We start from the raw sequence: 22,642 nt of genomic DNA on the forward strand, positions 1-22,642 counted from the left end.
CAGGGCACGGTCAAAGCAAATGCACCGGCTGTCAATGCGGCTGCGAGCGGGTAGGGCAGGGGCATGCTTCGTGGCCGCAAGCAAGCCAGTCCTTTTCGCTGCTATAATTCGTCGCCGGAGGTGATCCGGCTGGTCGTACTTGTGTACGTCCGGTTCGTGGAACCGCCAGTGGTTGGATCACGGCAGCGATGCCGTACTGCATGATACGGTACGCCTTCCGACAAAGCGAAAGTGAGGCGTCGCGTCCGCGTCGGCTTTCGGCGCCCCGGCTGTTCTGCTGCAGCCGTTCCCTCGTGCTAGCGCTGGCGTTCTCTATCAACGCGCCTGATTGTCAACGTCCTCGAATCGGCGGCGGCGCGACGGGAGGCGCTCCTGCTGACGTAGGCCATTACTGTCCGCAAAGATCGATATGAACGAATGTTGGAGTTGGGGTGCGGACAACGGACTCGGAGCGGACAAGCCTCGACCTCGTTCTCCTCAAGTTGACAACATTCAGTCACTATACCAGTACCCTCGTCCGCCAGACGGTTTGCCGCGGGCGGCGTAGCGTCAATGGCTTGCCGAGATGTCCTGCGTCCGCACATGCTCTCGATAGGGTTTTGACGCTACGTGAAGACGGCGTCCTGCGTTTGCCAGCGTATGCCTCGGCAACCTCGACGCCCGGTGCTGCAACGTCTTCTATCGCAGTAATACTTTTCTACCGGATTGGTAGCGTACGGGTGAACGGACCAAACGCGACCAGCGTGAGTTAGCTGTTCCCGAAGGGAAAGCGAATGAACGATGAACTGGGAGGAGCGTCGGCCACCGGAGTAGCGGCCGCCAAGGTGCCGAGCAGGGATGGATTGCTCGGCCTTGCGGTAGCCGTGGTCGTGATTGCCGGGCTATTCCTGGCCAAGGACGTGTTGATACCCATCACGCTTGCGGTGCTGTTGTCTTTCGTCCTGTCGCCAATCGTCCTGTTTCTGCGACGCCTGAAGTTGCCGAAGGGCTTGGCAATCTTCGTGGCAGTGATGAGCGCCTTGGGCGTCCTTGGCGGCATAGGGACGTTGGTCGGGATGCAGGCCGCATCGCTATCGGACAAGGCGCCAAGCTACGTCACGACCATTCAGTCCAAGATCGATAGGGCGACCGGCTTCATCACGAAGAAGCTCCCATTTATCGGACCGGACACTCCGCCTCCGGCCGTGATCGCCGATCCGAATATCGTGCGGGGCACCAGGACCCATCCCTTGAACGTCCGGGTCATCGACAAACAGATCCCGGTACTGGAACAGGTGGGCAGCTACCTCGAACCGGTGGTCGCACCGTTCGAAACGTTCGTCATCGTGCTGGTCGTGGCCATCTTCATACTCATGCAGAAGGAAGACCTGCGCGATCGAATGATCCGCCTTTTCGGCTCGTCCGACCTTCACCGCACGACGGCCGCCATGGATGACGCCGGCGGGCGGCTCAGTCGGTACTTCCTGTCTCAGTTGGCCGTAAACGCCAGCTTCGGTACCGTCGTGGGTATCGGCCTTTGGATCATTGGCCTGCCGGTTCCTGCCTTATGGGGCATCCTCGCCGGCGTGCTCCGCTTCGTACCGTATATCGGCGCACTACTCGGTGCGGCTCTACCGTTGATCGTTGCGGCCGGAGCGGATCCAGGCTGGTCGACGATGCTGATGGTCGCAGCGCTCTTCGTCGTTCTCGAGCCGGTGATCGGTTATGTCATCGAGCCGTTGCTCTACGGTCATTCGACCGGTCTGTCTCCACTCTCGGTTGTGCTGGCAGCGGTGTTCTGGACCTGGATTTGGGGACCCGTAGGTCTGGTGCTGTCGATGCCACTTACGCTGCTGCTGGTCGTGCTGGGCCGGCACATCCCAAGTTTGGAATTCCTTGACGTTCTACTGGGCGACCGGCCCGCCCTTACCCCGGTCGAAAGCTTCTACCAGCGGATGCTGGCAGAGGATCCGGACGAAGCACTCGATCAGGCCGAGGGTCAGCTCGCGGAACGGTCGCTGACGGCCTATTATGATGAGGTGGCACTGGCCGCGCTGAAACTCGCAGCCGCAGACGTCGAACGAGGTGCCATCACACGCGACCGGGCAACGAGGGTCGTCGACTCTATGCTGGTGCTCGTAGGCGAACTGCACGGGCAGGAAGACACTGCCAGTGCAACCAAGGTACGAGAGGGCCGGCTAAATCCGCTGGTCGGAGAAGGCGTAGGCTTCGAAGAAACGGCGCCGGCCACACTTCCAGCAGCGCCGGCTCAATGGAAGGCCGACGGGAGCGTTCTGTGCATTGCTGGACGTGGCGTGCTCGACGATGCGGTAAGCGCCATGCTTGAGCAATTGCTCGCGAAGCGCGGGTTCGGCGCAAAACGGGTTTCTCATGACGTCGGATCACGTGCGAACATAGACCGTCTCGACGCTTCAGGGACTCGTCTCGTATGCATCTCCTACTTGGAGATCGGCGGATCACCGTCACATCTCCGATATCTCGTACGTCGCGTTCGGTCCCGCGTAGGCAATGTGCCGATATTGGTCGGGCTATGGCCGGAGGGCGAGGCGGCGCTCACCGATCGGGAGATACAGCGCACTTTGGGTGCGGACCTCTACGTTGGCAGCTTGGGTGCGGCGGTGGAGGCATGTCTGGAATATGCAGGCGCCGCACGGGAGCAGGCGGCATGAACGTCGCTGATCATGGCGCAGGTACCGGCGCGAGCTCCCCCTTACAGGTACCGCCGGCGGGATGGCTGGCAATCCTGAAGCGTACATGGAAGGAGATGGGGGACGACAATATCGGCATCATTGCTGCCGGTATCGCCTTCTACGTCTTCGCCGCCATTGTCCCGACGCTCGGTGCCGTCGTGTTGAGCTATGGTCTGTTCGCCGAGGCGGAAACGGTACGGCGCAACATCGAGGGCGTCTTCGCCTCGCTGCCCAAGGATGCGGCATCCATCATCTCGGACCAGCTGCTGACGGTCGTGGAAAGTTCGAACGACAAGCAAGGAATTGGGCTGGTAGTTGCCCTGTTGCTGGCTTGGTACGGTGCGACAAAGGGTTCTGCAGCGATCATCACCGGTCTCAACGTCGCCTACGATACGGATGAGAGCCGAGGCTTCGTCCGTTTGAACCTGCTCAAGTTCGCCGTCGTCGCCGGCGGCGTCCTGATGATCTTTGCGGCAATCGGCACGACCATGCTCCTCGCATTCCTTAGCGGGCTCATACCGAATGCACCGGTTGCCGTGCTGGCAGTCATAAGGGTCGTCGGTTTTATGCTTTTGGCCGTACTGGTTGTGACAGCTGCAGCGATCCTATTCCGGTTCGGTCCAGACCACCGGCAACCTCGCTGGATATGGCTATCGCCAGGGTCCGGGGGCGCGACGTTGCTCTGGTTGGCAGGCACGGCAGGGTTCGGATTCTACGTATCCAATTTTGGCAACTACGGCGCGACGTACGGCTCGCTGAGCGCAGTCATCGTGACGCTGACATGGCTCTGGCTTACGGCCTACGTGTTTCTGTTGGGCGCGGAACTGAACGCGGAGCTCGAACGACAGGTTGAAGGGAAAGCTTCGAATGTCGATCCTGCGCTCAACGATCAACTCGTGCCCACCGCGGTCCAATCACCAGAAATCCCTCAGTTTGAACCTGTAGCCGGGAAGCGACATGCACCAGTTAGCACGCTGATCGATTTTGCGGGCAACGGTGCGATAGCGACAGTCGGTTTCGCGATGCTACGTCGCGGACGCCCCGTGGGTATCCTGGCGATCGCATTCGCTGCCATGGTAGCGTGGCGGAAGCGCCCACCGGAAATGGGGAATGCCGATGCTTGATTGGGAGCAGCTTATGCAGCTGAGTAGTTTTAGCATGGCGATGACGCGGATGCTGCCTTGATTTCGACAGCGCGTATCGGCCGGTTCCTCCACCATGCAGGTCGGCAGATATGGTTCCGGGCCGCGGTCATCAGCGTCGCCAGCGTCGTGATCGCTGCGCTGGCGGGCATCATCGCGCGGACGATACCCTATGAATTCACGGGCGACGTCGGGCAGAACGCCGTCGGGACGATTTTGGAGATCATTGCGTCCTCGATGCTCGCGGTCACCACCTTCTCGCTGACCGCGATGGTGAGCGCGTATTCGTCTGCCACGCAACTTGCCACGCCCCGTGCGACGCAACTGATGATCTCCGACCGAACGTCGCAGAACGCACTGTCGACGTTTCTCGGCGCGTTCATCTTTTCGGTCGTAGGTATCATCGGCCTTCAGACGCACCTCTACGGCGGACAGGGCAGGGTAGTGCTGTTGTTGGCCACGATCCTTCTGATCGTTCTCGTCGTGGTGACGTTGCTGCGGTGGATCGCGCATCTGGCAGCGTTCGGGAGAATGGCGGATGTCATCGACCGGGTGGAGGATGCAGCTTGCACAGCCATGTCGGCCTTCGCGCGCAATCCTTATGCCGGCGCCCGCCCGGCTATCACAGTGCCGGCATCGACCAAAGCCGTGTTCTCGACCGACATCGGGTACGTTACCCATATTGATGTCGAGGCGCTCGCGTTGCTGGCGGAAAAACATGGCCTTGTAATTCACGTCGAGGTTCTGGCCGGAACGTTGGTCCATCCCGATCGCCCCCTGCTTCGAATTGTCGGTGAAGCATCGCTCGATAAGATCCTTCAGGCATTGGCAAATGCGTTCACGGTCGAGCGCCACCGCCGCTTCGATCACGATCCGCGGTTGGGATTGATCGCACTTGGCGAGATCGCCGGACGGGCGCTCGCGCCAGCGACAAACGATCCCGGCACGGCGATCGAGGTCGTGAACGCGCTGTTCCGGGCGCTCTCACTACTGCCTGCGGATGCCCCGCCGCCCGACGCCGACCTGCCCCCGGTCTATATGGGACGGCCGACGGCTGACGAACTGATCCGCGACGGGTTTGTCCCCCTCATCCGCGAAGGAGCGGGAGAGGAGGAGGTCGTCATCCGGACGCGCAAGGTACTCGATGCGTTAGGCAAAGCCTTGCCGCACGCCGCGGACACCACGCGGTCGCTATCGGACGAACTGCTGCGCAATGTCGAACGAAACATCATGGATGGCAGTGCCGTCCTGCGCGCTCTGAAAATATAATTCGGCTTTAGATTGGCACCGTACACCTGCTCGAAGTGCATAAGCTATCGTTCACGATTGCGACTGGGCGTGACTCTACCGGATTGACGAATGGCGGAAGTTGGGAAGCGCGCTGCGTAATCCGAATGTCCACAAGTGGGTCTGCTTGCTTATGAGTGTAACCGCCGCTCACGCCGAGAATAACCGAGAACGGGTCACGGCTTGTGTTGGTAGGACGTTCGAGCGCCGACCGCTTGTGCGATGCATTTTGCGCCTTCGATCCCGCCCACTTCAGTCAGCCTGAGCATCGCGCCAAGCATCCATAGCATCGCGGTATTTTCGTTCTTGGCCCTTGCGCGCCTTCTCGAGCCGTTCGCGCTCCTGATCACGATCGACTTCCAGCGCCTGCCGTTCCTTTCGAAGCGCCTCTTCGCGGGCGGCCAGATCACGCCGTGCCGCATGGTGTCGTTGCTCAGCTTCCTTGATTGATTGTTCGGCCTGATCGAGCCTCGAACGACTTGGGCGGGGCTCCCGCGTTGTCCGCCGCGGCTTAATTTTGAGTAGCGCCGCACCCGTCTTTTCCGTCGGTTCGCGTCGTGGGTTCGAAGGTAGAGCAGCCATGTGCTGATCCAGAGTTCCGCGGATTTGGCGGATGACTTCGCCTGGATGCGCCAACGGCTCTTCCATCAGCGTGACGTCAGTAACCTCTTCCGCCATACCACGAGCGAACAGGTCGGCGTCCGCACCCCAAGCTTCCAATGCTGCCTTTCGACTAGGCGCTGCGACATAGGCGTCATGGAACCCTATCGGTGTGCGGAAAACCTTCAGCTTGCGCGCCATGAAACTGTTCGATCTTACCCTTGTAGTTCAGCGCCGGACGGGCGTTACCCGCCAAACGGTGTTCGAAAGGTCGTCGGCAACGATCAATGCACCGCGCGGGTCGACGGTCACACCGACGGGGCGGCCGCGGGTTTTTCCATCGGTACCCATGAACCCAGTCATGAAATCGACGGGCGCGCCGCTTGGTCGACCGCCGCGAAAGGGAACGTACGCCACCTTGTATCCGGAGGGAACGTTGCGGTTCCAGCTGCCATGCTCACCAACGAAGACGCCTCTGCCGAACCGACCGCCCATGGCGGGGTTCGAAAAACTGACGCCAAGCGCGGCGACATGCGACCCAAGCGCATAGTCCGGCCGGATCGCGGCGGCCACCAGATCAGGTCGCTGCGGCCGTACCCGGGGATCGACGTTCCTGCCCCAATAGCTGTAGGGCCATCCGTAGAACGCGCCTTCGCGGACCGACGTCAGGTAATCGGGGACCAGGTTGGGGCCGAGCTCATCACGCTCGTTCACGACAGCCCATAACTGTCCGATGCCAGGTTGAATGGCCAGCGCGGTCGGATTGCGCAGACCGGTAGCGAATGGTTTGTGGGCACCGGTCTGTGCATCGATCTGCCAAACCATGGCGCGATCGACTTCGGCCGCCATGCCACGTTCGGTGATGTTGCTGTTCGATCCGATGCCGACGTAGAGGAAACGACCATCTGGACTGGCGGCGAGGGACTTGGTCCAGTGATGATTGATTTGCGAAGGCAGGTCGGTGATCTTGACCGGAGAACCTTCGGCGCGGATCTGCCCTTCCTGGTAGACGAAGCGCACCAGTGAATCCTGATTGGCGACGTACAGGGCGTTGTTTACCAGCGCTAAACCATAGGGGGCGTTTAGATTCTCCGCGAAGACCGCGCGCCCTTCATATACGCCATCGCCATCGGCATCACGCAACAGGGTTAGACGGTCGCCGCCTTTCACCGACGTCGTACCCTTCGCCTTGATATAGCCCGCAATGAAGTCCTTGGGCCGAAGCTTGGGAGCATCGCCGCCACCCTTCCCTTCGGCGACGAGTATGTCACCGTTGGGCAGCACCAGGGTCTGGCGTGGAACCTTCAGATCGGTAGCAATTGCGTTAACCGTATAACCTTCGGGTACCGATGGCCGATCGCTCCCCCAACCTGTTGGGTCAGCGATCTTCATACTCGGAAGCAAGCCGCGCTGCCGTTCCGGAAGGTCGGGCGCCGGGCCATATTGCGTCGCCGCCGGGTCGCTCCCGCAACCCTGCAGCAGGATCGAACATACCGGGGCTGCAAGAAAACCGAAGCGTTTCATTCAGCTCCTCCCGCACGCAGGCTCGAAAACCCTACCCACGTCGCCGCGATGGCCAGCACGGTCACGATGAAAGACAGGATGGGCCCTTCGGGCATGATCGCCCACGCGTCCTTTGCGTGAACGAGTGCGTCCACGAACCCGATTATGAAGGTCGCGAACAAAAGGCCGAGGAAGAGCAGCGCCTGTCCGGTACGCCCGTGGCGTCGAAGAAGTCCGATGAACGCCCACAACAGCGCACACCCGCAGAACACCATCCCGCCGACGATCAGCCACGAGGCGAAGTTGTTCCACTGGACCTGTTCACTTCGTCCATAGGCGATGTCACTCAGAAGCGCGCCGAGAAAAAGCGGGACGGTCGCGGCCAGCAGCACCGCATGAAGCGGATGGATAGGCCGCAAGAGACGCCGATTTGAAGTAGCAGACAGAATGCGCTTATCCTCTCAGATCTAAGGCAGCCAGCCGCCCGGTAAACGGCCCGGTGCGCGTGCCGATGTTAGCTACGCAAAATCGCCCAGGCTTTCGGCTTCATCATCGGGCAGGTCGGGCTTTGGTTGCCGTTCGTTCAACGGCTTCTCCTTGGTTTCGGTAGGAGGTTCGGTTTTGAAGTGTCCATCGTTCGAGTCCATATCCATCTCCGTTTAGTGCCGTAACGCATGAAAAAGGGAATAAGACCATCGGTGCTTATTTAGGTATGCTGCTTTCCGAAGCCTGATTTGACGAATGAAGCGTAAAAGCCCCGCAGGTAGCGTCTTTGGATCTTCGTTGTAGGATCAGGATGGCAGTTATCATCGGGTCGTTTAACCCGGTTTTGAATGAGGTGTCTCGGGCGAGCTTGGACGATCGATTTTCGGCTCGCCGAACGTCGTCCGTCGCACACGGTTCAAATATCGCACTCGCTGCGAGGCAATCGGTTACTGCGCTGCATTAATGCTCGATAAGATCGAAGAGATACTGTCGACATTACCAACTTCGAGGGCGACGAGCGTACCGGTTTCGTCAATTCGAGTACTGTTCAGCAAAGGGTTCTCCGATCGCTTCTTAGTAGACGAAGGTGGTGCTCGCCTAAGCTCATGAACGAATGGCAGAAGCCCAGAAGCGGGCAGGGTGCTTTGAACGACTATTTCGTGGGTTAAGGCGCACGTTCACAAGTCAGCCGCATTATTGTGGTCTGCACGCAGCGGAAATACGAACTGCAGAGTTCGCCTGCCAAGCGTTGTCAGCCGTCGAGATCTGCCGAAGTCAGGAGTATTGGCGGCTCTCCGCCGAGCCGCTTGACGAACTCTCGCTGCGCGATCCGATGAATGTCAGCTTCGAATTCTACAAACACCTCTAATGCCGTCTCGGGGTCGACCCCCTCAAGCTGCGGGTTTAATAGTTCCGCCAGCGCGTCGGCGGTGATGAGAAACTCGACCTCGCCGAAATCCGTCATGCCGACGAATCCTACGCTGTCGCGCTCCGCAACCCACTCGTACTCTCTCTTCTCGAAGCGGACGCTGGAATGGGCCATCGATTTAGATCTCCAATATGGCTACAGCGGCAGTTGCGTTGGACGCTACGAAGCTTCGGCAGCGCGCGCAACGGAGCTAAACCGCGAGTCCGGCGACGAGTATGGACGGCCGGTTTCAGAAAGTGGCAAAGGGGGCTTGGATGACCGCTCCTGGGTCGGCGTTACACCCCGCTACTTTGATAGCGTAGCTCTGAGGATGACCTCGACTGTTTCCTCCGGCATGTCCCACATCGGAAAATGACCGCTGGACTCGAACCAGTGCAGCTCTGCGGACGGGAACGCAGCTTTTGCGCGCGCCGCCTGACCCGGCAGGCAGAGCCTGTCGTGCCTGCCCCATCCGATCACGATCCGGCCAGTGCTGTCGGCAGCAGGACCGGTCTGCTCCGGCCCGGTCGCAAGGTCATGGACCAGCGCATCAAACGTCTGTGTCGTACTAAGACCGGTCAACTCGGTCGCCACCATCTGCGGATCAAGTGCCCATGGATGCGCGGACAATTGGGCGAGCAGGGCAGTGCGCGAGGCCGCGTTACGGCTCAGCGTCGGCAGGGCGGGTCGGATCGTCCGCAACAAGCGGCCCGAGACGCCGATCGTGGTTTTGAAGAAGGTGCGCTCCCAACCACGCCAGAACCCACCCGGGTCAAGGGCGACGACGTTGCCGACGACGCCGCGCCTGGCAAGTTCGAGCACCATTCGCGCGCCCATCGAGCTGCCGACGACGTCGATCCCGGTCAGCTCGTGTTCCACGATATAGCGCTGGACGCTCCCGACCAGGCCGTTGAACGTTCCGCTATCGTGCTCCGCAGGGGTCGCGCCATGTCCGGGCAGGTCGATCGCGATCACCGCTCGACTGGCGCCGAGCGAGTCCAGGATGGGGCTCCATGATCGCGAGCTTCCGCCCAGCCCATGGACGAGCAGCAGTTTGCGGCCGGAGCCGCGGTTGATCTGGTGCATCTCATTCCATTTCGGTTATCTGGAACGGCTCAACGAGCACCGTCCGTGCGTGGTACCACTTAATTTGCGAGCTGCCGTGCGCCGGTCGTCGCGGCGCTCGATCCTCAAAAAGGGATCGCACGCCGCGACGACAATGAGGGATGCGCAGCTCAGCCGTGCGGGCGCATGACCACCTTAATAACGCCGTCCTCCTTGTCGCGGAACCTGGCGTACATTTCGGGAGCGTCCTCAAGGCTGGCCGGGTGCGTGATGACGAAGCTCGGGTCTATCTCCCCGGCCACGATCTTCTCCAGCAGCGGCTTGGTGTAGCGCTGGACGTGGGTTTGGCCGAGCTTGATGGTCAGCCCCTTGTTCATCGCCGCACCGATTGGCAGCTTGTCGCCCATGCCGACGTAGACGCCAGGCACCGACACCGTACCGCCCTTGCGGCAGCTCATGATCGCCTGTCGCAGCACGTGGACGCGGTCGGTCGCGAGGAACATCGACGCCTTGACCTTGTCCATGACGGCATCGGCCGCGCCGTGTCCGGCCGCCTCGCAACCCACCGCATCGATGCAGCTGTCGGGTCCGCGTCCCTTGGTACGGGCCTGAAGTTCGTCAAACACGTCCGTCTCGGCGAAGTTGATCGTCTCGGCACCGCCGGCTTCCGCCATGGCGAGCCGCTCGGGCACTTCGTCGATCGCGATCACGCGGCCGGCACCCATCATCAGTGCGGAGCGAATGGCAAACTGGCCGACTGGACCGCAGCCCCAGATCGCGACTGTGTCGCCCGGTTCGATCTGCGCGTTCTCCGCGGCCATGTAGCCGGTCGGGAAGATGTCAGACAGGAACAGCGCCTGATCGTCGGTGACGCTGTCGGGGATCTTGATAGGCCCGATGTCCGCCATCGGCACGCGGAGGTACTCCGCCTGACCGCCGCAATAGCCGCCCAGCATGTGGCTGAAGCCGAACAGGCCGGCGGGCGAGTGACCCATCGCCTTAGCGGCCATCTCCGCGTTGGGGTTGGTGCGATCGCAGGCCGCAAACAGGCCTTTGCGGCAGAACCAGCAGTCACCGCAGCTGATCGTGAACGGCACCACCACGCGGTCACCGATCTTGAGGTTTGTCACTTCCGAGCCGAGCGCGACGACCTCGCCCATATTCTCGTGACCGAGGATGTCACCGGCCTCCATCGTGGGCTGGTAGCCGTCGAGCAGGTGAAGGTCCGATCCGCAGATCGCGCAGGCAGTGACCTTGATGATCGCATCGCGCGGATGCTTGATCTCGGGGTCTGCGACAGTGTCGACGCGGACATCGCCCTTACCGTGCCAGCAGAGTGCGCGCATGTTTCTTCTCCGTGTGAGCAGGAGCTCCGCCAGGATCGGAAAAGCGACTGAACCACCTCAACGTCTCGTTGCACGGAACGGGCTCGCGCCCATTAGTCTATGTGAAGAGACTTCCGGTTTTGGCACGGGGCAGCGACGCTGAGGCGACTGCAACTGGGTCTGCCGGAAGCCGTGGGTCAGTGAGCTGCTGCCGGTCTGGTAGACACGAGGTTAAGCTACCTGCGCTTGCCGCTCGAAGTCCATGGGGCTGAGATAGCCCAGGGTCGAGTGTCGTCGCGTTGGATTGTAGAAGCGCTCGATGTAGTCGAACACGTCTGCCTTTGCGTGATTGCGCGTGCGGTAGGTCTTACGTCCGACCCGCTCGGTCTTAGACGTTGCCCGACCGGCTCATCGAGCAGGTCACGCCGTTGTCGGCCATCAGCCGTTGGAACTTCTCGCTCGTATATTGGCTGCCCTGGTCCGAGTGGTGCAGCAGGGCGTCGGGCTTCCCGCGCCGCCAGATCGCCATCATCAGCGCGTCGGTGACGAGCTGGGCTGCCATGGTGTCGCTCATCGACCAGCCGACCACCCGGCGCGAGAACAGGTCGATGACGACGGCGACGTATAGCCACCCTTCCGCGGTCCAGATGTAGGTGAAGTCGGCGATCCACTTCTGGTTTGGCGCCTCGGCCGTGAACTGGCGGTCGAGGAGGTTGCCGGCGATGATGGACCGCAGACCGTCGTCCTTCGGCAGACCACGACGCCGGGGTCGAGCCTTCAGGCCATGAACACGCATCAGCCGCTCGACACGATGCAAGCCACATGAGAGGCCTTCGGCCAGAAGGTCGTGCCAGACGCGGCGTGCACCGTACGTCCTATAGCTGGAGATGAAGCTGGCCCGGACCCTGGCCCCGAACTCCTCATCGTTCCGGGCACGGGTACCGGGCACCCGAACCAGCCATGCATGAAAGCCGCTGCGCGAAACACCGAGCGCTTCGCAGATCCACGACACCGGCCAGATCCCTCGGTGCTTCGCGATGAACTCGAACCTCATATCGAGTCCGTCGCGCTCCGCCTTCATCCTGGCAAGCTCGCGGCGAAGCCGCTCAATCTCCTGCTGCTCCGGCTTCATCACGCCGTGCCCGGGAAACGCTGATCCCGGATCGGCCGCCTGCTCCCGCACCCATTTGCGCAGCACGTTCTCGTGCAGGTCCAGATCGCGTGCGGCCTGCGATACAGATACCCCGCGCTCCCGAACCAGCTTCACCGCCTCGAGCTTGAACTCACGGCTGAACTTCCGTCGTTGCATCTCCATCCTCCGNTGCGGCCTGCGATACAGATACCCCGCGCTCCCGAACCAGCTTCACCGCCTCGAGCTTGAACTCACGGCTGAACTTCCGTCGTTGCATCTCCATCCTCCGGTTCCAAAAACACCTTATCTCGGTGTCCACGGAACCGGCAGCAGCTCACAGCAGCATGCTCGCCTGGTAGAGGGCCTCCGCACCTAAACCCGGTCCGACGGCTCAAACCTCCATTTGGCGTCAAACATCGCCAACAGAAGATCGACGTAGCTCCAACCAGCGGCTCGGGCTGCGATCGCGGAGAGGCAATCTTGATCTTCGCGCCCCGGGCGGCCCGGCCCCGTCATGTTGGGTTTCATGTTAAGGTCGAACAATTTGAACGTACCATCCCGATCGGCCCGGCAATCGATCCTGATCGCGGTGCGGGCGTCGACCAGCGCGGCCGCCGCGACGCAGCTGTCGATCATTGCCATGATAGCGGGTTCGCGTAGCCGCTCGGGAGTGATTGCGATGCTGTTGGCGGTAACCGGAACGTCACCGTTATACGGTGCTACACCGCCGCGCTGATCGAAGCGGTACACGGGCGGCAAGGTCCAGTGCGTCGATGCCCGCGAACCGTCCGGACGCGGAGACGCGGGCGGCATGACGGTGACCGTCATCTCATCACCGCCAAGAAACTCTTCCACCATCAGCATGTCCCCGAAGGTGGCAGCCTCGATCAATGCAGTCGCGGCATCGCGCAGGTCGCTGAGGCTCCCCACCAAGGTGACGCCTTGGCTTCCACGTCCGCGCACCGGCTTGACGATCATCGGAAAGGACATGCCGCGGGAAGCACACGCGTCTTCGACATCGGCCAGCGCACAGACGTTCTCCTTGCCCGTGCCGGACAGCAGAAACGATCGCGCTACGGGCAGGCCAGCCTGGGCAAGAAGGACGTTCGTTTCGTACTTGTCGTCGAATGCCTGCATTGCCGAGGGAATCTGCCCGACAATGTCGACGTCGGCCATTACCGTCTCGAGCGGATGTCCTTCGAACAGGACGGTGTTCGCCCACAGGACCGATGCGCCTGCGGCGCCTGCGCTATGGATGCCGTCGGCCGTGTCCGGGAATACCCAGTCTAGCGCCTTAGACGGGTTCGGCGTGGAGGTGGGCGTGACCACATTCACGCCGGCCGTGCGCAATGCGAAAGCAATGTCGGCGCCACCATCTGAATATCCACCTGGCTTCGCATCCTTTCGCAGTCCATCGATCAACGGTGGCGGAAGCGCTTGGTAAAGAATGGCAACCGACGCTGTTTTCATGATTAATCTCCTGCGCGTCGCGCACTAGCCCGGAGCGACGCGCCAGAGCAAATAGCTGAATTGCGTCTGCGGGTGCGCGATGCAGTCGCTTTCGGCAGCGTACGTCCGCTTTTACCTTCGCGTGATTCGTGAGTGGAAAGTCGGACGTTGAAATTGGTTTTATCAAAAAGATCAACCAGCGTCCGAACCTGGGAAGCGAAGGAAAGGGTAGGCTGCTGCCGGTTTCCCGGACATAAAGTTAAGCTACTTGCGTCTGCCTCTCAAAGTCCATGGGGCAGAAGTGGCCCATCTGCCGTTTTCGACATGAACAAATGGTAGAACCTGGCAAGCGGGCACGCCCCCTGCAACGACCGCAATTGGGTCGTCTCAGCCGAACGGCTGCTAGGGGGTTTCGAACCCGATTCCGGCCGCTAGGTAAATCATCCGGATATCCCCAAACCGGCAGTCTCACCAACTCGCAGCAGTCCCGTTTCTCCGTGCCCAACCGACCGTTTCGGGAAAATGCAATCGGGAACAGGTTTCGGGAAAACGGCTCAACCTAAGCGCATCGGAGACCGAGCATGCCTTTGCTGTCCCGCTGTACCTTCGTTTGTGGGGATGGCTACTTGCCCCCGTTTGCTGCCGTTCCGCTTTGGCCTATCCAATACGGTATGGCTGATAGTTCGTTGGATGCAGATACAATCATTGCGGAGATCGACGAGGGGGCAATTAGGCCGTGACGTGACCCCCGTTTCTTCATCCACTTGGAACTAGAGACCGGCCCTCGAAGGGACGGACGGAATGAAGCGGAAGCAGTTTTCGGAAGAGCAGATCATCGGCATTCTGAAGGAGGCCGAGGCAGGTGCGGTGGTGACGGAGCTGTGCCGGAAGCACGGGATGTCGAGCGCCACCTACTATGCGTGGAAGGCGAAGTTTGGCGGCTTGGAGGTGTCCGACGCAAAGCGTCTGCGGTCGCTCGAGGAAGAGAACGCACGGCTCAAGCGCCTGCTCGCCGACACGATGCTGGACAACGCCGGTCTGAAGGACCTGCTGTCAAAAAAATGGTAGCGCCCGCCGCGAAGCGGCAAGCAGTCGTGCATCTCCAGACGACGCTGGGGATGAGCGAGCGGCGGGCGTGTGCTGTCGTCGGAGCGGATCGCACGAGTATGCGATATCGCTCGTGCCGAGCGGATGATGGTGACCTTCGGTCGAGGTTATGTGAGCTGGCGCAGCAGCGCCGGCGGTTCGGTTATCGACGTCTACACATCCTGCTTCGCCGTGACGGCATCACGATCAACCGCAAGAAGACCCAGCGGCTCTACCGCGAGGAGGGGCTGACGGTCAGGCGCAGGAAGGGACGCAAGCGCGCCGTCGGCGCGCGGGCACCGGCGCCAGTGTTGGCGCTTCCCAACCAGCGCTGGAGCCTGGACTTCGTTCACGATCAACTCGCCACCGGCCGCCGGTTTCGGGTGCTGAACGTCGTTGATGATGTGACCCGCGAGTGCCTGGCGGCGGTGGTCGATACGTCGATCTCGGGCCGTCGGGTGGTGCGCGAACTAGGTGATCTGATTGCCAGACGTGGTGCGCCGAAGATGATCGTCAGCGATAACGGCACCGAGCTGACGTCGAACGCGGTGCTGGCCTGGTCCGGCGATGTGGGCGTCGAGTGGCATTACATCGCGCCGGGCAAGCCGACCCAGAACGGGTTCGTCGAGAGCTTCAACGGTCGCATGCGCGACGAGCTGCTCAACGAGACGCTGTTCTTTACCATCGGCCAGGCCCGCTCGATCCTCGCGCGATGGGTCGATGACTACAACACCGAGCGGCCGCACTCGTCGTTGGGCTACGCTACCCCGGCCGCATTCGCTGCCGGGCTTGAAAAGCAACGGGCGGGGTTAACCCCGCCCGTTGCTTCACCCGCGCTCATGCGCGACAACACCGGTCGGTCTCTGGTTGCCGTTGGATGAAAGACTGGGGTCACGTCAATGGAAGGCTCCAGTGGTGAAGGTGGCACAACGATCCCCCACCGAAAAGGACCCGATCAGGATCAAAGCTCCGCATCAGACAGCTGTGTAGGTCGCAGAGCCGCCCATGCTGGCGAAAGCGATCAGCTAGGTGAGGCAAGGACACAAAAAAACGAGTACGTAGTCGTACGACAGTTACCGACCGGCCTGATCTTCTGTAGAACTGATATACCGCACGCCACGCATGTTGTCCTTTGCGCAGGGCCGGATAAACCCCACGCGTTTGACATTATTCCGCTTCAGCCAAGAAACGGCGCTCTTGATGCACTCTGTCCAGTCTGTCGCGGGCATGGGCAATGGAATGCCGAAATCGACCTTGTGAGTTTCCGCTGCAAGCGGGCCATTTGCGAACGGTGCTATGGTGCAGGCTGCATCGAAACTGGAAACGATCGTGTCGGCCATCCGGACATTATCATGACAGCGGAAGGCTACCCCAAGTGGGTTATCGGGTCTGATCCTGCGCCTGCTACGACAGCTAAGGTGGAGAAAAATGTAATAGGTACGTTATTCGCACCCCGTTTTACTTCGTAGCCATGTTTCAAGCCCTCACGTCTGTAGCCGGCCGGAACCGTCCTGCAGCAGCCAGAATCGGGTATATCGTTGCAGGCGCGGTAGGATGATCCATTGCAGCGTCGCGGTGAGCAGAAGTGATGAAGGCAGGAGTTGCAGGGGCAGCGGTGCATCTTTGAGCGCCGTGCGGATCACTAAGCTGATCGTTAGCAGGATGGGAAATACCGTCAGCCAGGTCGTCACGAACCGTTTCCACTTGCTGGCGCTCGCATCGCTCGGCAGTTCGAAGGCGACGCCTTCGCCAACATCGATCTGGCGGAGCGAAGTAGAAAATCCATCAGCGATGGCAACGTGTGCGCGTACCTGCGCATCGTCATGCCATGCCTCGACCGCGGCACGGTCATCGAACCGAAAAAGGAGATGCTGAAACCCCGCGGTCTGGCCGAGCCGGATTGCAGCCCGATATCCCGGCGCCACGCGGGCAAGGCGATTCAGTTCCGTCACCCATTGTTCGAAATCCTGTTCGTGGCCCGCCCGGATTGCCCGGCTAGTGACGACGGTAGCGGTGTGAGCTGGATCAATAGGCATGGTGGTGAGAACATACGACTAACCACCCTGTTGCCCGCCCGCCTCTTTTTACGCGACCGCCTACACAGTTAGGGCGCGCCCCGAACTCCCAATCCGACAGGCCGCCCGACACCCAACACGATGCCATTTTCTCATAGAATAACCAAATATGACCGCACAGCGCTTCGCTTGATCGAGAGCAGGTTTAATCAACAGCTCGCCAGGGGCGATGTCGTGGCCGCGCTGTACCGTGATCAGGTGAGGCGCGCCATTTCGAAGCCTAATGCCGAAAATGACAACCCAACTAACACGAGAGTAGCGCGAGCTGCAGCGAGGGTACGCCGGCGTTCCTGAATGCGACCGTTCCGCTTCCCGTCCTGCCAAACGACCGCTTACTCCCGTGTGATAGCAACCGACCGGCCTTTTGGAATATGAACGAACGGAAGAAGTCGAAAGCGGATAAGGTGCGTCCGATGACCGCATGTGGGTCATCAGTTTTGCAGGTGAGGTATTGATCGCCCGCTCGCCACCAGACGGTAACCGACAAGAGTCCTTGGGCGCGGCCAGAATTACGTTGTTGGCAGTCAGGCTGCGATGAGACTGATCGTGGCACGGTTTCTACCCTCACGCTTGGACTGGTAGAGAGCCATGTCGGCTGCCTGAATGAGGGTTGAGCCGTCGCGGGCCATCGTATTTGACCACGTCGCGATGCCAAATGACATGCTGGTTGATCCAAGGCTGCGGCTGCCATGCCGAACGGTCAGCTCGGCGATAGCGCGTCGAACGACTTCCACGCGTCCTGCCAGAGCGTCCGCGGTCGTGCCCGGGGCGATGATAGTGAACTCCTCACCGCCGAAGCGGCAAACCACGTCGCCGTCGCGAAAACGGCTGCGCATTTCCGCTGCGACGACCTGCAAAACCGCGTCGCCAGCATCATGGCCGAATTCGTCATTGAACCGTTTGAAGTGGTCCACGTCACACATGACGAGGCTCAGCGGCGTGCCAGCGCGGGAGGCACGCGCGATCTCCAGTTTCAGCGTCTCCTCCATGTAACGGCGATTGAACAGGCCGGTCAGCGGGTCGCGGATCGTTTGCTCACGCAGGGAGCGCTGGAGGCGATGGTTCACCAATGCTGAAGCGATGTTCTCGGTCAGCACGTTCATGCGGAAGCGGTTCTCGCTTTCAATCTTGCCTTGAAGGTAGAGGACACCGATAACCTCACCGCCGGCGAGCAAGGGTTCGCAGTGATAGATCTCGTCCTCGCCGACATGACCGCAAACGATGTCACCGCCAGGCCCAGACACGTAATGGCTTTGCCCGCGGCGCAACGCCCAACACCGATCTGGCGCGAAGCCCTCAATCGGAACGTCCGTGCCGCCCCAGCTTGCGATGGGCACGAGGCAGTTGCGCGAGTTATTGTGCGCGTAGAGGGCGCCGGGAACGTTCGGAAGTACGCGCGGTACGAAGACCTTGATGATCTGCGCTAGCTCATCGTCGGTGCGAGCCGCTTGCATGCGGTGCGACATGCCGCCCAGAAGCCCAATTACAGAGCTGCGTTCGCGCAGGGTCTCGCTGTTACGCTGCAACTCGGCGTTGGCGGTTTGCAGCTGACGCTCGCTGTTCGCCTGATCGGAGACGGCGTTCCTCAGCCTCTCCGCCATGGCGTTATAGCCTTCAGCAAGTCGGTTAAACTCCTCGGATCCCATTGCCGTATCAATGCGCGCATCCTGCTCACCGTCACCCAACGCCGTCATGGCACGCATCATCGTCGCCAACGGCCGGCGGATTCCGCGGATCAATAGTGCGAAGCTGCAGACAACCAGCAGCGCAACCACGACCCCTCCGATAATGGCGAGCCTCCGCCCGCTGGCGAGCCGCTTGTCCGCAGCGTCTTGACGGCTAGTCTGCAAAGCCCGCTCTTCGTCGAGAAAGCCACTAGCCCGGGCGCTGATCGCATCCATCAGCTCACGTCCGCGACCACTGGCGACGATGGCTACCGCGCCAGTAAAATCGCCATGACGCGCGAGGAGCAAGGGCTGCCGAAGGAAGGTTGCCCGCTGCGCCATCAGAACCGCGATCTCACGAGCTCTTGCATGTTGCATAGGGTTATCGCTCGTCTGCCGGACCGCAACGGCCATATTGCGCGCTGAGCTTTCCACCCGCTCGGCAAACGACCGAGCGTACGCTGGATTGCGGGTGATGATGAAGCCCCGCTGACCCGACTCCGCCTCGCGTAAATCCCCTAACGCTGCTTCCGTCGTCTCGATCACCTCTACCGAGTGTCCAGCCCATTCAAAACTTTGGCTGGTCTGTCGTGAGGCATCCACGAGGAGCCCTGCTAACGAAGCCAGTGCGATTAGGACAACGAGGCCGATCGCGGCGATCCGTGCTGAAAGTGACGACAACATGCTTTTGGCCGTACCCGTCAGGTTTTAGCATCCTGTTACTCACGCTCGGATCGTGCAAACGAGAGGAAGGCGCTTATGCCAAATCCCCGCGGTGAACGATGGTCGGGTCTCTGGCAGACGCCAAAGGGGGCTGAGTAACCGCTTCTGGGTCAAAGCGGCAAAAGTGTAGGAAGTCGCTCGCCATGAAGGGCGAGCAACCGAGCGGTCAGACGGTGCGGATCGTCCCGCCGTCGATCACAAACTCAGCGCCATGGATCGCGGCGGCGCGGTCGGCGGCGAGATAGGCAATCAGGTCGGCAACCTCTACGGGTTCAGCTCCGCGGCCGATTGGAATTCCACCCAAAGCATCAAGAACGGACTGACGGGCGTCTTCGACCGTGCCACCATTAGCTGCCTGTAGCATGGCGAGGAAGTCGCCCGTGGCTTCGGTCATAATCCAACCAGGAGACACAGCATTGATCTGAGCTACTGCCGGTTTCGTAGACACCAGGTTAAGCTACCTGCGCTTGCATCTAGATGTCCACCGGGCTGAGGTAGCCTATCTGCCGCTTTTGGTATGAACGAGTGGCAGAAGTTGGGAAGCGATGGATGGGGTGTAAACGTCCGCAACTGGGTCGAGTTTGCCGACTTATTTGACAATCTCCGACTAATTATCAGGCCGCACGCGCGATCTTGTTTGAGGCTAGCATATGCGCCGCCGCCATTGCATCGATCGGTCGGCTGAACAGATAACCCTGTAGCGTGCTGCATCCATGTGCTTGCAGCTGCGCATACTGGCTTTCGTCTTCTACCCCTTCGGCGGTCGTTTCCATGCTCAGCGCCGTGGCAAGGTCGACAATGGCCTTGACGATCGCGGCCGCGCTGACGTCGCTTGCCACATTGGTGACGAACGATCGATCGATCTTGATCTTGTCGAAGGGGAACGATCGCAAATAGCTGAGCGACGAATAGCCCGTGCCGAAATCGTCGAGCGCCACGCGTACGCCCAGCGCGCGCAGCATATGCAGGATTTGCAGGACACCCGTCTCGCCTTCTAGGAACACCGACTCAGTGATTTCGATCTCTAGCCGGTTGGGGGCAAGCCCACTGGCTGACAGCGCCTGAAGCACGATCGAGCCGAAACCCTGCGCGCGGAATTGCAGCGGTGATACGTTGACCGCGACCCGCACGTGTTCGGGCCATGTCGCCGCGACGCGGCAGGCCTCATGCATGACCCATTCGCCGACCTGGATGATCAGCCCCGTCTCTTCCGCAACGGGAATGAATTCGACCGGTGGAATCATCCCGCGTTCGGGGTGTGGCCAACGCAGCAACGCCTCGAACCCCTTGATGATTTCACCTTGGCTGGTGACGATCGGCTGAAAGGCGAGCTGAAGTTGTCCATTGTGTATCGCGACGCGCAGGTCGGTCTCGATCTGGCGCCGTTTGCGCGCTGCCTCGTCGAGCGACTGTTCGAAAAAGCGGAACTTGCCGCGTCCGTCCTGCTTGGCGCGGTACAGCGCGAGGTCGGCGTTCTTCAGCAATGTCGCCGCGTCGCGCCCGTCCGCCGGATACATCGAGATGCCGATGCTGCTACCGGTCGCGATCGTTTGATCCTCGGCCTGCAACGGTTGGGAAAATATGTCGACGATCGCTTGCGCCAGACGGCGCGAGCGGCAGAGGTCGCCCGCTTCGGGCACGATGATCGCAAATTCATCGCCGCCGAGGCGAGCGACCATCGCACCATCCGCGATCTGCAACAGGCGCTGCGCGACATGGCGGAGCAACGCGTCGCCGACCGGGTGTCCGAAGGTATCGTTGATGCTTTTGAAACCGTCGAGGTCGAGACACAGCACGCCGACCTGCTCGTGAAGCCGCCGGCCACGGGCCACCGCCTGATCCAGCGATTGTTGGAAGAAGACGCGGTTGGGCAGATCGGTCAGCCCGTCGTGAAAGGCCAGGTGCGAGATGCGTTGCTCGCGTTGCTTGATGCCGAGCGACATGCGGTTGAACGACAACGCGAGCCGCCCGACCTCATCCTGGCTTTCGATCGGTACTTCGTAGCGGTCACCCTGTTCCAGACGCCGCGCCGCGTCGTCGAGGGCGGCGATGGGTCTGGCAATACCGCTGGCCAGTCGCCCGGTGCCGATGACAATCATCACCAGCCAGGCGAGCCCGGCCACGACCAGCCCCAGCTGGATCGAACGGTAGGACTGCATCGCGCGGGCCATCGGATAGCGCAGCACCAGCGCCGCTTGCGCGGCCCCATTGGGTGCGGCGAGCGGGCGGACGATCGCGAAGCTCGGCCCGGCAGGGGTGGTGATGTTCGTCACCGCTGGCCCGATATCGGCCGGCAGGGTGAGGCGCCCGTTGCTCCAGGCGCCGGTACGGGTCCGGGTCAGTATCTCCGCGGTCAGCGGGATCGCGAACAGTTTTTCAAGGCCGCGCATCTCGGATGCGTCGAGCGGGACCGCGAACACGATACGCCCGATTTCGTTCGGGGCCATGATTGGCGCGGTAACGATGCGATAGACCCTGTTCCCCACCGCGACCACGGCGTCGCGCCGGTCGCTCTGCAACCCGCCCACGATGCCCGTCAGCCCGCTTCCCATTTTCCCCGCATCGCCGATCACCGCGCCCTCGTTGGTAACGAGCAAGGCATGCGGCACCCCGGCGCGCGTTCGCAGGCTTTCGAGCGAGGATTCGATCGTGCCGTTATCGTTGCTGGCGACCGCACTGCGGAATCCGAAGTCGCGGGCGACGACGTCGGCCGCACCCGCTAGCGAGCGTTCCCGCTCCTGCCACAACCGATCATAGACCGAGGCGCTGGTGGCAAGCTCATCGGTCGCCGAGTTGCGCGCGCTCCGCTCGATCATCACCTGCGCGAAGATCGAGAGCGCGATCAGGCCGATGGTGAACAGCCCGGCGTAGAGGACCGTCATGCGGGTACGCAGAGTACGGAATGACGGCAAAAAGGGTTTCATCGACGCAGCTGCAAAACAGTCTCCAGCCCCGCCGCCGTGATCGACGCCGGTTGCTCGAGCGTATTGCCGGGTGAGCGGATGGTCGGATGCCACACCGCGACCCGGCCGGTACCGGCGGCAACATTCATCCGCACCCGACCGCTGGCGTCGGTCATCGCGGTGTTGGGGCTGGCGGTCACATAGATCACGCCATTCATGCCGTCGTGGATGTTGCAGCCTAGCGCAACGGCACCCGGCTTGTCGAAGGTTACCTTGCGGCTCTCTTCACGGCCGAACAGTTTCAGTTCGAATTTTTTCGTCTTCGAGAAGGAATAGACATGGTGCCGTACCCGGTCGAGATTCGGAAAGATTACGGTTCCGCCAACGGGGACGATCAGCACCTGCGGATCGAACTGTATGTTGCGCTGTGCCACTGTATAGGGGCCCTTCGGAGCCGGCGGTTTCTCACCGGGCATGGTGACGACGACGACTGCGCCGGCAAGCGGACGTCCGTCGACACCCATCACCTGAATGTTGACCGGGGCGGCCATGGCGGCGGTCGATATGGCGACACCGGCAAGCGCGAGAGCACAGAAAATTCGCAT

At 61.2% G+C, this 22,642-nt stretch carries 18 protein-coding genes and 2 pseudogenes; 4 read left to right on the forward strand and 16 right to left on the reverse strand.

The genetic code is table 11. The features are described from left to right. Positions 1-773: 773 nt before the first annotated feature. The 3 genes from ASE90_RS13355 to ASE90_RS13365 are packed head-to-tail and all read left to right on the forward strand — an operon-like array spanning position 774 to position 5,101. Complete coding sequence (locus tag ASE90_RS13355) at positions 774-2,669, forward strand: AI-2E family transporter (protein WP_056001520.1); 1,896 nt, start codon at positions 774-776, stop codon at positions 2,667-2,669. Continuing rightward, a complete protein-coding gene (locus tag ASE90_RS13360; RefSeq protein WP_162235097.1) occupies positions 2,666-3,814 on the forward strand; it encodes a YihY/virulence factor BrkB family protein in 1,149 nt (382 codons plus the stop codon). The genes ASE90_RS13355 and ASE90_RS13360 overlap by 4 nt, the downstream gene beginning before the upstream one ends. Positions 3,815-3,871: 57 nt before the next feature. Next, positions 3,872-5,101: a DUF2254 domain-containing protein gene (locus ASE90_RS13365; protein ID WP_235531816.1), complete on the forward strand. Its 1,230-nt coding sequence runs from the start codon at positions 3,872-3,874 to the stop codon at positions 5,099-5,101. A gap of 270 nt (positions 5,102-5,371) precedes the next feature. Here ASE90_RS13365 and ASE90_RS19290 read toward each other — a convergent pair whose 3' ends face one another. From ASE90_RS19290 to ASE90_RS13405, 10 genes and pseudogenes are all read right to left on the reverse strand, one after another. Next, entirely contained in the window at positions 5,372-5,920 is a 549-nt protein-coding gene (locus tag ASE90_RS19290) for a hypothetical protein (protein ID WP_082449800.1), read from the reverse strand. Positions 5,921-5,947: 27 nt separating this feature from the next. Further along, a complete protein-coding gene (locus ASE90_RS13375) occupies positions 5,948-7,243 on the reverse strand; it encodes a PQQ-dependent sugar dehydrogenase (protein WP_056001529.1) in 1,296 nt (431 codons plus the stop codon). Beyond that, positions 7,240-7,641 carry a DUF2231 domain-containing protein gene (locus ASE90_RS13380; RefSeq protein ID WP_321163785.1) on the reverse strand — a complete coding sequence of 134 codons (402 nt, stop codon included), beginning with the start codon at positions 7,639-7,641 and terminating at the stop codon, positions 7,240-7,242. The genes ASE90_RS13375 and ASE90_RS13380 overlap by 4 nt, the downstream gene beginning before the upstream one ends. A gap of 99 nt (positions 7,642-7,740) precedes the next feature. Beyond that, complete coding sequence (locus tag ASE90_RS20890) at positions 7,741-7,869, reverse strand: hypothetical protein (RefSeq protein ID WP_268795019.1); 129 nt, start codon at positions 7,867-7,869, stop codon at positions 7,741-7,743. A gap of 590 nt (positions 7,870-8,459) precedes the next feature. Then, positions 8,460-8,750 (reverse strand): DUF1488 family protein, encoded by a 291-nt coding sequence (locus ASE90_RS13385; RefSeq protein ID WP_056001535.1) that lies wholly within the window; start codon positions 8,748-8,750, stop codon positions 8,460-8,462. A 171-nt stretch (positions 8,751-8,921) separates the two neighbouring features. Beyond that, entirely contained in the window at positions 8,922-9,701 is a 780-nt protein-coding gene (locus tag ASE90_RS13390; protein WP_056001538.1) for an alpha/beta fold hydrolase, read from the reverse strand. A gap of 149 nt (positions 9,702-9,850) precedes the next feature. Beyond that, entirely contained in the window at positions 9,851-11,026 is a 1,176-nt protein-coding gene (locus ASE90_RS13395; RefSeq protein ID WP_056001542.1) for a zinc-dependent alcohol dehydrogenase, read from the reverse strand. 210 nt (positions 11,027-11,236) lie between these two features. Beyond that, positions 11,237-12,314: pseudogene (locus ASE90_RS13400) on the reverse strand (IS3 family transposase). A gap of 13 nt (positions 12,315-12,327) precedes the next feature. Beyond that, positions 12,328-12,420, reverse strand: a pseudogene (locus ASE90_RS21025) (transposase); the annotation flags it as partial. Positions 12,421-12,509: 89 nt separating this feature from the next. Next, a complete protein-coding gene (locus tag ASE90_RS13405) occupies positions 12,510-13,607 on the reverse strand; it encodes a biotin carboxylase (RefSeq protein ID WP_056001545.1) in 1,098 nt (365 codons plus the stop codon). 780 nt (positions 13,608-14,387) lie between these two features. On the opposite strand from ASE90_RS13405, the gene ASE90_RS13415 reads away from it, so the two are divergent. After that, positions 14,388-15,553 (forward strand): IS3 family transposase gene (locus ASE90_RS13415; protein WP_156361584.1). Its coding sequence is split into 2 segments (ribosomal slippage): positions 14,388-14,640 and positions 14,640-15,553, totalling 1,167 coding nucleotides; the frame shifts between segments, so codons are not numbered across the junction. Between the two features lie 192 nt (positions 15,554-15,745). On the opposite strand, the gene ASE90_RS20005 is transcribed toward ASE90_RS13415, so the two are convergent. From ASE90_RS20005 to ASE90_RS13435, 6 genes are all read right to left on the reverse strand, one after another. Continuing rightward, entirely contained in the window at positions 15,746-16,012 is a 267-nt protein-coding gene (locus tag ASE90_RS20005) for a hypothetical protein (RefSeq protein WP_156361585.1), read from the reverse strand. 144 nt (positions 16,013-16,156) lie between these two features. Next, positions 16,157-16,708, reverse strand: coding sequence for a hypothetical protein (locus tag ASE90_RS13420; RefSeq protein ID WP_156356206.1), 552 nt, complete (start codon positions 16,706-16,708; stop codon positions 16,157-16,159). A 563-nt stretch (positions 16,709-17,271) separates the two neighbouring features. Then, the gene (locus ASE90_RS13425) at positions 17,272-19,095 is read right to left on the reverse strand and encodes a diguanylate cyclase (protein ID WP_082449801.1); all 1,824 of its coding nucleotides are present in this window, start codon (positions 19,093-19,095) and stop codon (positions 17,272-17,274) included. A gap of 205 nt (positions 19,096-19,300) precedes the next feature. After that, complete coding sequence (locus ASE90_RS19305) at positions 19,301-19,582, reverse strand: SDR family oxidoreductase (RefSeq protein ID WP_268795020.1); 282 nt, start codon at positions 19,580-19,582, stop codon at positions 19,301-19,303. Between the two features lie 166 nt (positions 19,583-19,748). Then, positions 19,749-22,016, reverse strand: coding sequence for a putative bifunctional diguanylate cyclase/phosphodiesterase (locus tag ASE90_RS13430; protein ID WP_056001556.1), 2,268 nt, complete (start codon positions 22,014-22,016; stop codon positions 19,749-19,751). A gap of 38 nt (positions 22,017-22,054) precedes the next feature. Further along, entirely contained in the window at positions 22,055-22,642 is a 588-nt protein-coding gene (locus ASE90_RS13435) for a hypothetical protein (protein ID WP_056001559.1), read from the reverse strand.

It is taken from the genome of Sphingomonas sp. Leaf67, assembly GCF_001421965.1.
Taxonomy (GTDB): Bacteria; Pseudomonadota; Alphaproteobacteria; order Sphingomonadales; family Sphingomonadaceae; genus Sphingomonas.